This is a genomic window from Massilia sp. Soil_C_3, assembly GCF_057657035.1.
Window position 1 is genome coordinate 87,238 of the sequence record NZ_JBDGJG010000002.1, and the last position, 12,912, is coordinate 100,149.

Genomic DNA, 12,912 nt, shown 5'->3' on the forward strand with positions numbered 1-12,912 from the left:
GATATGCGTGCCCTCGAAGTGGCCGACAAACTGGCGCTGCTGCGCGCCACCCTGGTCCAGGAAGGCGCCGGCGCGGTGCGCCTGCGCGGCACCGACTGGTTCGCCTGGGTCACGGCCGGCGGCTCGAGCGCGGTGCTGCTCACGACCGGCGTCGGCATCGCCGAGGTGCTCGTCACCGCGGACGACGCCTGCGTGCTGACCGACGAGATCGAGGGCGAACGCCTGCGCGCCGAAGAAGTCCCGGGCGGCTTCACCTTCCACATCGAACCGTGGGCCGAGCCGGAGCTGCGCGAGCGCTTCGTCGCCGGTGCGGCCCAGGGCCGCGCCGTCCTGTCCGACCGTCCGGTGGGCGAGGAGCGCCCCTTGCCGCTGGCGCTGCGTCAACGCAAGCTGGTGCTGGGCGACGCCGAGCAGGTGCGCTACCGCCTGCTGGGTCGCGAGGCGGCCGAGGCGATGACCGAGGTGCTGCACCGTGCCCGTCCCGACTGGACCGAGCAGCAGCTGGCCGGCGCCGGCGCCGAAGCACTGTGGCGGCGCGGCATCCATCCGGCCCTGGTGCTGGCGGCCGGCGCGCGCCGCCTGCCGCTGTACCGCCACGCGACGCCGTCGCACGAAGCGATCGGCGAGCGCGCCATGCTGGTGTTCTGCGCGCGCCGCCATGGCTTGTATGCGAACCTGACCCGTTTCGTGAGCTTCGGCGGCGCGGGTTCGGCGCCCGAGGCCCAGCGCGCGCTGATGGACGTCGAGGCCACCGGCCTGGCCGCCGTGGCGCCGGGTAAATCGCTGTCGAGCGTATACCACGCGCTGGCCCAGGCCTACCACCACGCCGACGTCGAAGGCGCGATCCGCGAGCACCACCAGGGCGGCATCACCGGTTACCTGGCGCGCGAGATCGTGGCCACCGCCAGCACCGCGACCCAGCTCGAAGAAGGCATGGCCTTCGCCTTCAATCCCAGCTACGGCGGCATGAAGATCGAAGACACCTTTTTGCTCGGGCCGCAGGGACTCGAGAACCTGACGTGCGATCCCGGCTGGCCGGCGCTCGACGTCCATGGCCGCAAGCGGCCGCTCTGGCTGGAGGCGCAAGCATGACCTTGAACCCCGACACCTTCTTTGGCGGCGCGCCCGAAGTCAACGCCTCGGCCCCGGGCCGGGTCAACCTGCTGGGCGAGCATACCGACTACAACGACGGCTTCATGCTGCCGGTGGCTACGCCCCAGCGCACCATGGTGGCGATCAGCCACAGCGGCGACGACCATTTCCACTTCTATTCGCCGAACCTCGATGCGACCGTGACCTTCGCCCGGGACGGCAGCGCGCCGCAGGGCTTCGGCAGCTATATCGAGGGCTGCATCCGGCTGGTGCAGGCCGAAGGAATCGAGGTGCCGCCGCTGCGCGTGTATGTCGAGACCGATCTGCCGGTCGGCTCGGGCCTGTCGTCCTCGGCCGCGCTCGAGGTGGCAACCCTGCGCGCGATGCGTGCGCTGCTGGGGTTCGAACTGGACGACGTCAAGCTGGCTCGCATCGCCCAGCGCGCCGAGATCGAGTATGCCCGCGTGAACTGCGGGATCATGGACCAGATGGCGTCCAGCCTGGCCGACGAGAGCAATATGCTGTTCATCGACGCCCGCACGCTGGAACACCGCCTGGTGCCGCTGCCGCCGGACACCGAGCTGATCGTGGTCGACTCGGGTGTGGCGCGCAAGCTCGCGGCCAGCAAGTACAACGAGCGCCGCGCCGAGTGCGAGGAGGGCGCGAAGAAGCTCGGCGTGCAGGCGCTGCGCGATGTGGCCGACCCATCTTCGGTGGAAAGCCTGCCGCCGCCGCTGCGCGAGCGGGCGCGCCACGTGGTGCAGGAAAACCTGCGCGTGCTCGAAGCGGCGCAAGGCGTCAGCGCCGAGCGTTTCGGCGAATTGATGAACGACTCGCATTTCAGCCTGCGCGACGACTACGAGGTCTCGATCCCCGAGCTCGACGCACTGTGCGAAGCCTTGCGCGCCGCCCCCGGCGTGCTGGGCGCGCGCCTGACCGGCGCCGGCTTCGGCGGCGCCTGCGTGGCGCTGTGCCGCAAGGGCCAGGCGCAGCAAGCAGCCGCCAGCGCGCTGGCGGCCTATAACCAAGATGGACGCCAAGGCCGGATTCTGGTGCCGGTGCCGACTGACAGAAAGGACCACGATGAACCAGTTTGAATATCCCCGTCCACAGCTGGTGCGCGACCAGTGGCAGAACCTGAACGGCAAGTGGCGGTTCTGCTTCGACGACGAGGGCCAGTATTTCATGCCGTCCGACGTCAAGGAGTGGACCCACGAGATCACCGTGCCGTTCGCCCCCGAGACCGAGATGAGCGGCATCCAGGACACGGGTTTCCACCGCGTGGTCTGGTACCAGCGCGACTTCGAACTGATGCCCAACGACGGGCGCACGATACTGCACTTCGGCGCGGTCGACTACAGTGCGAAGGTGTGGGTCAACGGCCAGCTGGTGGCCGAGCACGAGGGCGGCCATACGCCGTTTTCAGCCGACATCACCTGCGCCATGCAGGGCGACGGCAAGCAGACGGTGACGGTGTGGGTCGAGGACGATCCGGCCGACCTGGCCAAGCCGCGCGGCAAGCAGGACTGGCTGCTCGATGCGCACTCGATCTGGTATCCACGCACGACCGGCATCTGGCAGACCGTCTGGGTCGAGCAGGTGGCGTCGACCTATATCCAGAAGCTGCGCTGGACGCCGGTGTTCGAGACCTACGAGATCGGCTGTGAAGTGTTTGCGGCCGGCGACATCCAGCAGGAGCTGTTTGTCGAGGTCAAGATCTGGCACGGCGATCAGTTGTTGGCGGACGATTACTACAAGCTGCTGGCAGGCGAAGCCAACCGCAAGATCGCGCTGTCCGACCCCGGCATCGACGATTCGCGCAACGTGATCCTGTGGAGTCCCGAGCGGCCGACCCTGCTCGACGCCGAAGTGACCCTGCGCTGCGGCGACGTGGTGCTGGACCGCATCCGCTCATACACGGCGCTGCGTTCGGTATCGATCAACCGCGACCGCTTCATGCTCAATGGCCGCCCCTACCAGCTGCGCCTGGTGCTGGACCAGGGGTACTGGCCGGAATCTTTCATGACGGCGCCGTCGGACCAGCACCTCAAGCGCGATGTCGAGCTGGCCAAACTGATGGGCTTCAATGGCGTGCGCAAGCACCAGAAGATCGAGGATCCGCGCTTCTTGTACTGGGCTGACAAGCTGGGCCTGCTGGTATGGGAAGAGATGCCCTCGGCCTACCGCTTCAGCCCGCGCGCCATCACGCGCATGGTCAAGGAATGGACCGAGGCGATCGAACGCGACTACAGCCATCCCTGCATCATCGTATGGGTGGCGTTCAATGAGTCGTGGGGCGTGCCCAACCTGACCCTGACCCAGGCCCATCGCAATGCGGTGGAAGCGCTGTACCACCTGACGCGCACGCTCGATTCGACCCGTCCGGTGATCGGCAACGACGGCTGGGAAGCCTCGGCCACCGACATCCTCGGCATCCACGACTACGACAGCGATCCCGAAAAAATCCTGGCGCGCTACGCCGTCACCGATCCGGTGCGCACCCTGTTCGACCAGCGGCGTCCCGGCGGGCGCATCCTGACCCTGGATGGCTTCCCGCACCGCGGCCAGCCGATCGTGCTGACCGAATTCGGCGGCATCGCCTACGATCCGAAACAGACCCCAAACCCGGATGAGAGCACCTGGGGCTATAGCCGCGCGCATACGGCCGAGAGCTACCTCAAGCAGTACCGGCGCCTGCTGCAGGTGGTTAACGAGACCTTCATGTTCAGCGGCTTCTGCTATACCCAGTTCGCCGACACCTTCCAGGAAGCCAATGGCTTGCTGAACGCCGACCGGACGCCCAAGCTGCCGCTGGAAGTCATCAGCAATGCGACGCGCAACATCCCGATGTTTCACCGCGAGGTGGAGGAAGGCAAGGACCCGGGCACACCCTGAACCCGGCAATCCGTTCGCTTCTCGCACGGGTGGACGGACCGTCCACCCGGCAGCCAGCTAGCGCTGGATGCTGCCACCCGTGACATTGACCCGATCGCCGCTGCGGAAATCGGGCGTGGTGCCGTGGGTGACTACCTGCGTGCTGCCGTCGTCCATGCGCACCGTGACGCGGTAGGACTGGCTGCTACCAGAGCTGCCACCGGAGCTGCCGGTGGCGCCGGCCGCGCCGCTGCTGCCCATCGACGAATCGCCCTCGGTGATGCCGCTCGACGCCGGTAGGATCTCGATCGCCAGCACGGTGCTGTTGGGCGCGGCGCTGGCCGCGGCGGCGCCCGCGGTCGACGCGCTGCCGCCGCGGTCGTCCTGCATGCTGGAGGTGCCGGAGCCGCTGCTGCCGGAGGCGCCCGAGCTGCCCGAGCTACCCGACGTGTCGGAGCTGCCCGAGACGCCCGTGGCGTCCTGGGCGCCCTCGGTGGCCGTGCCGCTGCTGCCCGAGCTGCCTGAGGTGCCCGAGCTGCCGCTGGTTCCCGACCCGTAGCCGCTGGTCCCGGTGCTGCCGCTGGTACCGCTGTCGCCGCTCGATGACGATCCGCCACGCATGGCGGCGCACCCGGAAATGGCGAGCGCGACCGCCAGCAGGCCCGCCATGGCCACGCTCTGGTGAGTTTGCTTCATGATCAACTCCTCGTTTGGATGTTCAGTGGGGGATGTGACGATGCCGCGCGCCACGAGGATAAGAGGCGGGAAGTGCGTCAGCGTTCCAGCTGACTTCCTTTGGAGGCCGGTTCGATCAAGCGGGAGAGTTCTTTGCGGAACCCGAACGGAAGATGATGGTCAGTGTCGGCCAGGCGCCGCCGCCGGCCGCGGCGCGAGGGTGGCCAGCACCGCCAGCACGGTGGAGGCGAGGGTGGCGGCCGTGACGTCGACCAGCCAGTCGCGCACGTCGCCCGAGCGATACGGGAAGAAACTCTGCACCCATTCGTCGACGGCGCCCATCAGCGCGACGGCCAGCATCGCCTTTAGGGCGCGCTGCAGCGGTGTGCCGGTGGCGCCCAGGAACCACAAGGCGGCCAGGAAGGCGTAGGTCATGCCGTGCAACACCACGCCGGACGCATAGGCGCCGACCTCGGCGCGGGCGCCGGGAATCGAGCCCGCCACCAGGATGGCGAGCAGCCCGAGCAGGGCGAAGGCATGCAGGGCGCGGCGGACTTTGGCTGGAGGCTGCAGCATGGACGACAGGGCGGGCATCGATACGGAAGGAGAAGGTAGGCGTTCGAAACGCCAACCTTACCACGCCATGCAGCCAATTGCCCGCACGCCAATACCAGTTCAGATCGTCAGGGCTGGCGCGCCGTCGGCGTAATGGGCGTCGAAGCAGCTTTCGCAATCGGCACAGAACAGGTGGGCCTTGCGCACGCTGCCCTGTCGCAAGACCAGCTTGAGGTGGGTTTGCTGGCACTTGGGGCAGACTTCGCGGACGCTCCCGAAGGTGAGCAGGTTGAGCGGCGTGCTGTCGCTGTCGAGCCTGTCGACAACGATGCGCGGATTGAGTTCGCTCAGGACGAGGTCGCCATCTTCATGCTGACGGCGGCAAGTATCGGGCGCGGCGCTGGCTGGTACACGTAGGTTCATAGGACGGGTTCCTTTGGACGTTTCGTGGTACGTGGTCTTCCGACCGGGGGCCGAATCGGAAGCGCGAACTTTATGATAGCCAAATCAGCGACGGCTTCAAGCGTTGTGACAATTTTTTTAGCGCGAGTTGCGCTGGGGCAGAGAATAAGACCGACCTGCAACGGAACTGGTTCCTGAACGCATAGGCAAAAAAATGCCCGCCGGTGGCGGGCACAACCCAAGATCGGGCCAAGAGATTCGAAAATCGGTTGGTGTGGAGCACCCGGGGCGCCGCACACCTGCTGTCATCAGGCATATCGGTTGCGTGTATGACAGGTGATTCTTAGTATAGGCAGCGTTTGTGACGCGATCGTGACGAAGCGCAAAGTTCTGCCGGTATCAAATGACCGGCGGGCGCCGTCATGTCGTCAGCGCTCGTTATACGTAGAACTACGTAGCGGCGGCCTTCCTTGCTATTTTTCGGCAAAAAAAAAGCCCGCTCTTGTGCGGGCTTAAAACTATTTTCTTGGAGGAGAATAGTGGAGACAGGTGTAATTATCGGGGTCGGCCCGGTGGGTGTCCAATTGCGAGTTCGGATACCAGACATGCGTTACGGTAATATCTGCTCCACTTGTATGGGTTTTCAGTCGCGTACCGGCACCGTGTAGTTCAGCGCCATGCGGCCGCCGTCGGCGTACAGCGTCTGGCCGGTCATGTACGAGGCGTCATCGCTGGCCAAGAAGGCGGCGATCGAGGCGACTTCTTCCGGCTCGCCACAGCGGCCCAGCGGCGTGCGCGACAAGATGGTGTGGCGCGCCTCCGGGCTGCCCAGCACGGCCTGCTTGGCCAGTTCGGTCAGGATAGTGCCCGGTCCGATCGCATTGACGCGGATGCCATGGTGGGCCAGGGCGATCGACGCCACCCGGGTCAGCTGGTTGACCCCGCCTTTCGACACCACATAGGGCACCTGGTTCGGGATGGTCAGCTCGGCGTTGACGCTCGACATATTGATGATGCAGCCGCCTTCGCCCCGTTTCACCATATCGCGCGCCGCCGCCTGGCTGCACAGGAACATCGATTTCAGGTTGATGCGCAGCACGCGGTCGAAATCGTCTTCTTCCAGATCCAGGAAATCGGCCGCGTGGGTGACGCCCGCGTTGTTGACCAGGATATCGATGCGCCCAAAAGCGTCGAGCGTGGCCTGGACCATCGCATCGACTTCTTTCTTGACGCCGACGTCGGCGCGGAAGAAGCGGGCGGCGTCGCCCAGGCTGGCGGCGGCCTGGGCGACTTCCGGCTTGAGGTCGACGAGCATCACGCGCGCGCCTTCGCGCACCAGGCGCTGGGCGCAGGCCAGGCCGATGCCCTGGCTGGCGCCGGTAACGATGGCGATTTTCTGCTTGAGTTTCATGGCGGGCTTTCGTAGAGAGGCAAAGTCCGCCATTCTAACCACTCGCCACCACTACCCAAAATGCATGATCGTCGATGCGGGTGTAAGTTTTTGGCGCGGCGCGCTACTAAGCGGGTATCTCCACCACAACGAGAACAAAAATGACCCGCAAGCATCTCGCCCTTGCCTGGACCCTGTTCCTGGCGATGCTGCTGTATTCCAGCATGGCCGCCGCCCTGGAACCCTGCCACCTGCCGCACTTCCCCGAGCGGGTCGAATGCGGCACGCTGGAAGTGCCGGAAGACCGCGCCAACCCGGCCGGCCGCCGCATCACCATCCATTTCGCCCGCATCAAGGCCACCGCGAAACCGGCGGCGCCCGACCCGTTGCTGGTGCTGGCCGGCGGTCCCGGCCAGGCCGCCACGGATTACGGGCCGCTCCTGGCCAGCGCCTTCCGTGAAGCGAGGAAGCGCCGTGACATCCTGCTGGTCGACCAGCGCGGCACCGGCAGGTCAAGCCCGCTGCGCTGCCCGATGCCCGAACAGGCGATCGCGCAAGGCGACACGGCAAGCGCCCAGGCCAGCCTGCGCGCCTGCCTGGCCGCGCTCGAGGCCGACCCGCGCTACTTCCATACCGAAGCCGCGCTGGCCGATTTCGAGGACCTGCGGCGCGCGCTCGGCTACCGCCAGTTCAGCCTGTGGGGCGGTTCGTACGGCACCCGCACCGCGCTGATGTATGCGCGGCGCTACCCCGGCAGCGTGCGTGGCATGGTGCTCGACTCGGTGGCGCCGCCCAATGCCCGCATCCTGCTGTCGTCGCGTCACGCCCAGGCCGCGCTCGAACGCCTGCTGGCCGACTGCGCCGCCGACCAGGGCTGCGCCAGGGCCTTCCCGAACCTGGCGCGCGAACTCGACGCCGTGCTGGCGCTGCCTGCCCTCGGCCCGCACCAGGCCGCGGCCGTGCCGCAACTGCTGCGGGGCGCCATGTACAGCGCCCAGCATGCCAGCGTGCTGCCGTTCGCCATCCACGCCGCCGCCAATGGCCGGCCGCAGCCGCTGCTGGCCCTGTACGACGCCCTGGCCGGCTGGAGCCTCGAAGGCATGACCTTCGGCCAGACCCTGTCGGTGCTATGCGCCGAAGAAGCGCCATTCACCGATGCCGCCGCGATGCGCGAGGACGGCGCCGGCAGCCGTTTCGGCGAGGCCTATGCCAGGGGCTGGCGCGACTGGTGCGCGGTATGGCCGGCCGCGCGCTTCGATTCCCGACTGAGTGCCGAACTGACGCGCGCCGTGACGTCCGACATCCCGACCCTGCTGCTGGCGGGCGGCCTCGATCCGGTCACGCCGCCCGAAAACGCCCACCTGGCGGCCCGCACCCTGCGCCACAGCCGGGTGCTGGTGGCCGCCGGCGCCGGCCATACCTTCAGCGGCGCCGGCTGCGCGCCGCGCCTGATCGCCGCCTTCCTCGAGCATGTCGACCCGGCCGCCGTGGATGGCGCCTGCCTGGCGGCGATTCGCCGTCCCCCGTTCGTGCTGGCCGACGGCCAGCCCACCCTGTAAGGAGCCCCCATGATCGTCGTGAACAATATCGGCAAGCGCTTCCAGTCCTTGCAGGCCCTGGATGCGGTGAGCTTCAGCGCGCGGCCCGGCACCATCACCGCGCTGCTCGGCCCCAACGGCGCCGGCAAGTCGACCTGCCTGCGCATCCTGTATGGCCTGCTGGCGCCGGACAGCGGCACGGTCGCCATCGACGGCATCGACGTGACGCGCGCGCCGCTCGCCGCGCGGCGCCGGCTCGGCATCGTCACCGACGAATTCGGGCTCTATGAGCGGCTCACGCCGCGCGACCACCTGCGCTACTTCGGCCGCCTGCACGGCATGCGCGGCGCCATGCTCGAACGCGCCATCGAGCGCGTCGTGCAGGAGGTGGGACTGGAGGCCGAAGCGGGGCGTGCCTGCAAGGGATTTTCGGCCGGCCAGCGCATCAAGGTAGCGCTGGCGCGCGCCTTGCTGCATGATCCTGCCGTGCTGGTGCTGGACGAGCCCACGCGCGGCCTGGACGTGATGAGCACGCGCGCCGTGCGCGAGGCCCTGGTGCGGGCGCGCTCGCGTGGCGCGGCGGTGCTGCTGTCGACCCACGTGATGCAGGAAGCGGCCCAGTTGTGCGACCAGGTGGTGGTGCTGGCCGCCGGCCGGGTGCGTTTTGCGGGAACGACGCCGGCGCTGCTGGCGCAGACCGGCAGCAGCGGCCTGGAACAGGCATTCGTCGAAGTAATCGGCAGCGATGAGGGGATTGCGGCATGAAGGTGAGTCAATTCGTGGAAAACTTGTGGATCGTGGTGTCGAAGGAGGTGATGGACGCCGTGCGCGATCGCCGCTCGATGATGGCCGGCCTGCTGTTCGCGCTGCTCGGCCCCTTCGTGCTGGCGGGCGTGCTCAAGGCGCTGATCGCGTCCGAGGTCGATGCCGGCACGCGGCCGCTGAACCTGGTCGGCGCAACGCATGCGCCGGGACTCGTGCGTCACCTGGAAGCGGCGGGTGTCACGCTGCAGGAGCGCAGCGGGAAGCCTGAGGACCTGCTCGCGGCTTCGCCCGGCGCGGTGGTGCTCGAAGTGCCGGCGGAGGCGCCGCGCGAACTGGCGCAGGGCCGCGAAGCCACGCTGGCCTTGTGGGTCGACATGTCCGACGACGATGCCAGGCGCCAGGCCGGGCGCGTGCAGGCTCTGGTGGCCGGCTATGGCGCGCAGTTGTCGGGCCAGCGCCTGCTGGGCGCCGGGGTGGCGCCCGGCCACGCCAATGCCTTGCACCTGCAGCTGCGCGACATGGGCGGGCAGGGCGGCCGCACGGCGCTGGTGCTGGGCGCGCTGCCGCTGTTCTGGCTGCTCGGCCTGTTCGTCGGCGGCTCGCACGTGGCCCTGGATGCGACCGGCGGCGAGCGCGAACGGCGCTCGCTCGAGGCTTTATTGGCGCAGCCGGTGGCGCCGGGCACGCTGTTCATCGGCAAATGGCTGACCGCCTCGCTGTTCGGCTATGTGAGCAGCGCCGCCGCGCTCCTGCTGTCGGTGGTCGCCCTCGAGCGCCTGCCGCTGTACGAAGTGGGCATGGCCTTCGCACCGGACGCGGCGATGCAGGCGCAGATGCTCTTGACCCTGCTGCCGCTGGCGCTGCTGGTGGGCGCCCTGCAATGCGTGGTGGCGCTGCACGCGCGCACCCACAAGGAAGGCCAGATCTACCTGAACCTGCTGCAATTGGCGCCGATGCTGCTGATGGTGGAGGAGATCGGGGCGGCATCCCCGCCCGCCGCCCACCTGCTGCCCATGTTCAGCCAGCACGCTCACCTGGGCGCGCTGGTGAGCGGCGGGGCGCCGGCGCCGCAGTTGCTGGCCCTGTCGGTGGCCGGCTGCATCGGCGGCGCCGCCTTGCTGATCGCCTTCGGCAGCCGGCGCCTGGGCAGCGAACGCTTTGTGTTCGGGCTGTGATGGGCCGATTGCACGACGCCGAATTCAAACGCCTGATGGCCGAGCATGGCGGCATGCTGGTGCGCTTCGCCGCCAGCTTCGAGCGCAATCGCCACGCGCGCGACGACCTGGTGCAGGACATCATGCTCGCGGTGTGGCAGGCCTTGCCGGCCTTTCGCGGCGAATCGAGCATCAAGACCTATGTGGTCGGCGTCGCGCACCGGCGCTGCGCCAGCCACGTGATGCGCGCGGTGGCCCAGCCGCAGCACGAGGAGCTGGACGACGAATGGGCCGACCAGCAGCCGGGGCCGGAAGCCCTGGCCGGCCTGAACCAGCAGCAGCAACGCCTGTTGACGGCATTGCGCCAGCTGCCGGTGGGGCAGCGCCAGCTGGTGCTGCTAGCGCTGGAGGGCATGTCCTATGAAGAGATCGCGCAGCTGCTCGGCATCTCGGTGAATAATGTCGGCGTGCGCCTGAACCGCGCCAAGGCTGCGCTCAAGGAAAGGCTGGAGGAACGATGAACGATGCGGATGAATGGGCCAGGCTGCAGGATGCCTGGGGCGCGGATGCGCCGGCTGCTCCCTTGACGCCGGACGTGACGGCGATGATCGCGCGCGCGCGGCGCCAGCGGCGGCTCATCGTGTTGACGATCCTGGGCGAGTGGATGCTGGCGGTGGTGGGTGCGGGGATGCTGATCCGCGACTGGCCGCGGGCGACGGCCAACGGGTTCATGCTGCTGTGGTGGGTGTACTTCCTGCTGTTCATGGTCGCCGTGATGATCAGCTACACCTGGACCCGCGTGCAAGCCCTGCGCGAGCCGCAAGGGAACAGCCTGCGCGACTGGCTAGGATTGCGTCGCCGCCGCGCCTTGCTCAGCCTGCGCCTGGTGCGGCTGACGCGCTGGTCGACCATCCCCATGCTGCCGGCCCCATTCCTCACCCTGTACACGGGGCGCGACGCATGGTCTGCCGCGTGGACTTCGGCGGCGGTGGCCCTGCTGCTGGCTGGCGGCTGGCTGTGGGCGTGGGACAAGGCGCGCCGCATGAAGGCCGAGCTGGCCGAGGTCGACGCGTTGCAGCGCGAATGGCTGGACGAGCAGCAGGACGGGACGCAGGACCGGACGACTACAGCATGACCGGCCGGTCCGGCAGCTCGTTGGGCCGCTCGCCGCTGGCCGGGAAGTGCTGGCGCAGCAGCTCGTTGACCTGATTGACCGCCGCCAGGGTCGCTTCATGGAAGCTGCCCTGCCTGAAACCCTCGGTCATGGTGCGGCACACGGCCTGCCAGGTGGCGGCGTCGATCTTGCGGTCGATGCCGCGGTCGGCCACGATGTCGATCTTGTGCTCGGCCAGGTTCACGTAGATCAGCACCCCGCAATTGTCTTCGGTGTCCCACACGCCATAGTCGGCGAACAGGTTGATCGCGCGCTGGCGGTTGGTGACGCCTTCCCAGGCCGCCTCGAAAGGCAGGGCCTTCTCGACGATCAGGCGCACCTCGCCGCGGTGTGTCTGTTCGCCCTGGTCGATCGCCTCGGCGATCGCGTCCAGGGTCGTGTCGGGGAAGGCCTGTTTCGCTTCGCGCGCGCTGCTCTTCCAGTGGCGCCAGGCGCGGCGCATCTTGTGTGTCATCGATCGCATTACCAGTCTCCCGAGGCGCCGCCGCCATCGAAGCCGCCGCCGCCGCCCGAAAAGCCGCCGCCGCCGAATCCACCGCCGCTGCTGCCGAAACCGCCACCGCCGCCACGGCTCATATTGCCGATGATGTTGCCGAGGACGAAGCCGGTGGTGGCGCTGCCCCAGTGCGACTGGCCGCGGCGGGTGCCGACGGTGCGGCCGCGCGGCCGGAACACCGAGCGCAGCATGGAGGCGCCGATAATGATCAGGAAGATCGCCCACAAGGGGAAGCCGCCGTCGCTCGCCGCCTGGCGCTGCTGTTGCTGCGGTGGCGGCGCGGGAAAGGCTTCCTGGTTGAGCAGGGTGGCGATGGCGCCGACGCCGGCGACCAGGCCTTCATAAAAATGCTCTTGCTTGAAATGCGGCGCGATCACGTCCTGCAGGATGCGCTTCGATTGGGCGTCGGTCAGCACGCCCTGTACGCCGCGCCCGGCCTCGATGCGCAGACGGCGCAGCGCACTGGGGTTATCGCGCGCCACCAGCAGCAGCACGCCATCGTCCACGCCCTTGCGGCCCAGCTTCCAGGCATCGGTGACGCGGATGCTGTACTGCTCGATCGCCTCGGGCTCGGTCGACTTCACCAGCAGCACGGCGATCTGGCTGCCGGTCTTGGCCTCGTAGTCGGCCAGCACCGCTTCGAGGCGCTGACGCTGGGCGGCGTCGAGCATGCCCGCCTGGTCGGTGACGCGCGCGGTCAGCGTCGGCACCGGCTGCAGCTGGGCGAAGGCCGGCGCGCTGGTAAGCAGCGCGAGCAGCAGGATGCAGAAGAAACGCGACAGTGCGGTCATGCCGGC

The 12,912-nt window shown here is 68.1% G+C and carries 14 protein-coding genes; 8 read left to right on the forward strand and 6 right to left on the reverse strand.

Going from position 1 to position 12,912, the window contains the following annotated elements:
* Positions 1-3 precede the first annotated feature (3 nt).
* Genes AC3A6F_RS03280 through AC3A6F_RS03290 form a run of 3 tightly spaced genes read left to right on the forward strand, consistent with a single transcriptional unit; the run spans position 4 to position 3,987 of the window.
* Positions 4-1,092 (forward strand): M24 family metallopeptidase, encoded by a 1,089-nt coding sequence (locus AC3A6F_RS03280; RefSeq protein WP_487678549.1) that lies wholly within the window; start codon positions 4-6, stop codon positions 1,090-1,092.
* Positions 1,089-2,189 carry a galactokinase gene (gene galK, locus AC3A6F_RS03285; protein ID WP_487678550.1) on the forward strand — a complete coding sequence of 367 codons (1,101 nt, stop codon included), beginning with the start codon at positions 1,089-1,091 and terminating at the stop codon, positions 2,187-2,189. Before AC3A6F_RS03280 ends, galK begins: the two co-directional genes overlap by 4 nt.
* Entirely contained in the window at positions 2,176-3,987 is a 1,812-nt protein-coding gene (locus AC3A6F_RS03290; protein ID WP_487678551.1) for a glycoside hydrolase family 2 protein, read from the forward strand. Before galK ends, AC3A6F_RS03290 begins: the two co-directional genes overlap by 14 nt.
* A 57-nt stretch (positions 3,988-4,044) precedes the next feature.
* Here AC3A6F_RS03290 and AC3A6F_RS03295 read toward each other — a convergent pair whose 3' ends face one another.
* From AC3A6F_RS03295 to AC3A6F_RS03310, 4 genes are all read right to left on the reverse strand, one after another.
* Positions 4,045-4,662 carry a hypothetical protein gene (locus AC3A6F_RS03295; RefSeq protein WP_487678552.1) on the reverse strand — a complete coding sequence of 206 codons (618 nt, stop codon included), beginning with the start codon at positions 4,660-4,662 and terminating at the stop codon, positions 4,045-4,047.
* 159 nt (positions 4,663-4,821) lie between these two features.
* Complete coding sequence (locus AC3A6F_RS03300) at positions 4,822-5,217, reverse strand: VanZ family protein (RefSeq protein ID WP_487678554.1); 396 nt, start codon at positions 5,215-5,217, stop codon at positions 4,822-4,824.
* 99 nt (positions 5,218-5,316) lie between these two features.
* Positions 5,317-5,619 (reverse strand): hypothetical protein, encoded by a 303-nt coding sequence (locus AC3A6F_RS03305; RefSeq protein ID WP_487678555.1) that lies wholly within the window; start codon positions 5,617-5,619, stop codon positions 5,317-5,319.
* Positions 5,620-6,241: 622 nt separating this feature from the next.
* Entirely contained in the window at positions 6,242-7,009 is a 768-nt protein-coding gene (locus AC3A6F_RS03310; protein WP_487678556.1) for an SDR family NAD(P)-dependent oxidoreductase, read from the reverse strand.
* A gap of 140 nt (positions 7,010-7,149) precedes the next feature.
* Between AC3A6F_RS03310 and AC3A6F_RS03315 the strand changes: the two genes are divergently transcribed.
* From AC3A6F_RS03315 to AC3A6F_RS03335, 5 genes are read left to right on the forward strand one after another with little or no spacing between them, the layout of a single operon-like run.
* The gene (locus tag AC3A6F_RS03315; protein WP_487678557.1) at positions 7,150-8,547 is read left to right on the forward strand and encodes an alpha/beta hydrolase; all 1,398 of its coding nucleotides are present in this window, start codon (positions 7,150-7,152) and stop codon (positions 8,545-8,547) included.
* Between the two features lie 9 nt (positions 8,548-8,556).
* The gene (locus AC3A6F_RS03320; protein ID WP_487678558.1) at positions 8,557-9,291 is read left to right on the forward strand and encodes an ABC transporter ATP-binding protein; all 735 of its coding nucleotides are present in this window, start codon (positions 8,557-8,559) and stop codon (positions 9,289-9,291) included.
* On the forward strand, positions 9,288-10,466 hold the full coding sequence (locus AC3A6F_RS03325; protein WP_487678559.1) for an ABC transporter permease: 1,179 nt from the start codon (positions 9,288-9,290) through the stop codon (positions 10,464-10,466). The genes AC3A6F_RS03320 and AC3A6F_RS03325 overlap by 4 nt, the downstream gene beginning before the upstream one ends.
* Positions 10,466-10,966 (forward strand): RNA polymerase sigma factor, encoded by a 501-nt coding sequence (locus AC3A6F_RS03330; protein WP_487678560.1) that lies wholly within the window; start codon positions 10,466-10,468, stop codon positions 10,964-10,966. Before AC3A6F_RS03325 ends, AC3A6F_RS03330 begins: the two co-directional genes overlap by 1 nt.
* Positions 10,963-11,580, forward strand: a complete 618-nt coding sequence (locus tag AC3A6F_RS03335; protein ID WP_487678561.1) for a hypothetical protein — start codon at positions 10,963-10,965, stop codon at positions 11,578-11,580. The genes AC3A6F_RS03330 and AC3A6F_RS03335 overlap by 4 nt, the downstream gene beginning before the upstream one ends.
* Here AC3A6F_RS03335 and AC3A6F_RS03340 read toward each other — a convergent pair.
* Both AC3A6F_RS03340 and AC3A6F_RS03345 read right to left on the reverse strand, forming a co-directional pair.
* Complete coding sequence (locus tag AC3A6F_RS03340) at positions 11,570-12,082, reverse strand: TPM domain-containing protein (protein ID WP_487678562.1); 513 nt, start codon at positions 12,080-12,082, stop codon at positions 11,570-11,572. The two genes, AC3A6F_RS03335 and AC3A6F_RS03340, sit on opposite strands and share 11 nt — an antisense overlap.
* Entirely contained in the window at positions 12,082-12,906 is an 825-nt protein-coding gene (locus AC3A6F_RS03345) for a TPM domain-containing protein (RefSeq protein ID WP_487678564.1), read from the reverse strand. Before AC3A6F_RS03345 ends, AC3A6F_RS03340 begins: the two co-directional genes overlap by 1 nt.
* Between the last annotated feature and the right edge of the window lie 6 nt (positions 12,907-12,912).

Bases quoted from the DNA above. Each gene is read 5' to 3' on its own strand.
- AC3A6F_RS03280 (WP_487678549.1), top strand. From the start codon at position 4: ATGCGTGCCCTCGAAGTGGCCGACAAACTGGCGCTGCTGCGCGCCACC.
- galK (WP_487678550.1), top strand. From the start codon at position 1,089: ATGACCTTGAACCCCGACACCTTCTTTGGCGGCGCGCCCGAAGTCAAC.
- AC3A6F_RS03290 (WP_487678551.1), top strand. From the start codon at position 2,176: ATGAACCAGTTTGAATATCCCCGTCCACAGCTGGTGCGCGACCAGTGG.
- AC3A6F_RS03295 (WP_487678552.1), bottom strand. From the start codon at position 4,662: ATGAAGCAAACTCACCAGAGCGTGGCCATGGCGGGCCTGCTGGCGGTC.
- AC3A6F_RS03300 (WP_487678554.1), bottom strand. From the start codon at position 5,217: ATGCTGCAGCCTCCAGCCAAAGTCCGCCGCGCCCTGCATGCCTTCGCC.
- AC3A6F_RS03305 (WP_487678555.1), bottom strand. From the start codon at position 5,619: ATGAACCTACGTGTACCAGCCAGCGCCGCGCCCGATACTTGCCGCCGT.
- AC3A6F_RS03310 (WP_487678556.1), bottom strand. From the start codon at position 7,009: ATGAAACTCAAGCAGAAAATCGCCATCGTTACCGGCGCCAGCCAGGGC.
- AC3A6F_RS03315 (WP_487678557.1), top strand. From the start codon at position 7,150: ATGACCCGCAAGCATCTCGCCCTTGCCTGGACCCTGTTCCTGGCGATG.
- AC3A6F_RS03320 (WP_487678558.1), top strand. From the start codon at position 8,557: ATGATCGTCGTGAACAATATCGGCAAGCGCTTCCAGTCCTTGCAGGCC.
- AC3A6F_RS03325 (WP_487678559.1), top strand. From the start codon at position 9,288: ATGAAGGTGAGTCAATTCGTGGAAAACTTGTGGATCGTGGTGTCGAAG.
- AC3A6F_RS03330 (WP_487678560.1), top strand. From the start codon at position 10,466: ATGGGCCGATTGCACGACGCCGAATTCAAACGCCTGATGGCCGAGCAT.
- AC3A6F_RS03335 (WP_487678561.1), top strand. From the start codon at position 10,963: ATGAACGATGCGGATGAATGGGCCAGGCTGCAGGATGCCTGGGGCGCG.
- AC3A6F_RS03340 (WP_487678562.1), bottom strand. From the start codon at position 12,082: ATGCGATCGATGACACACAAGATGCGCCGCGCCTGGCGCCACTGGAAG.
- AC3A6F_RS03345 (WP_487678564.1), bottom strand. From the start codon at position 12,906: ATGACCGCACTGTCGCGTTTCTTCTGCATCCTGCTGCTCGCGCTGCTT.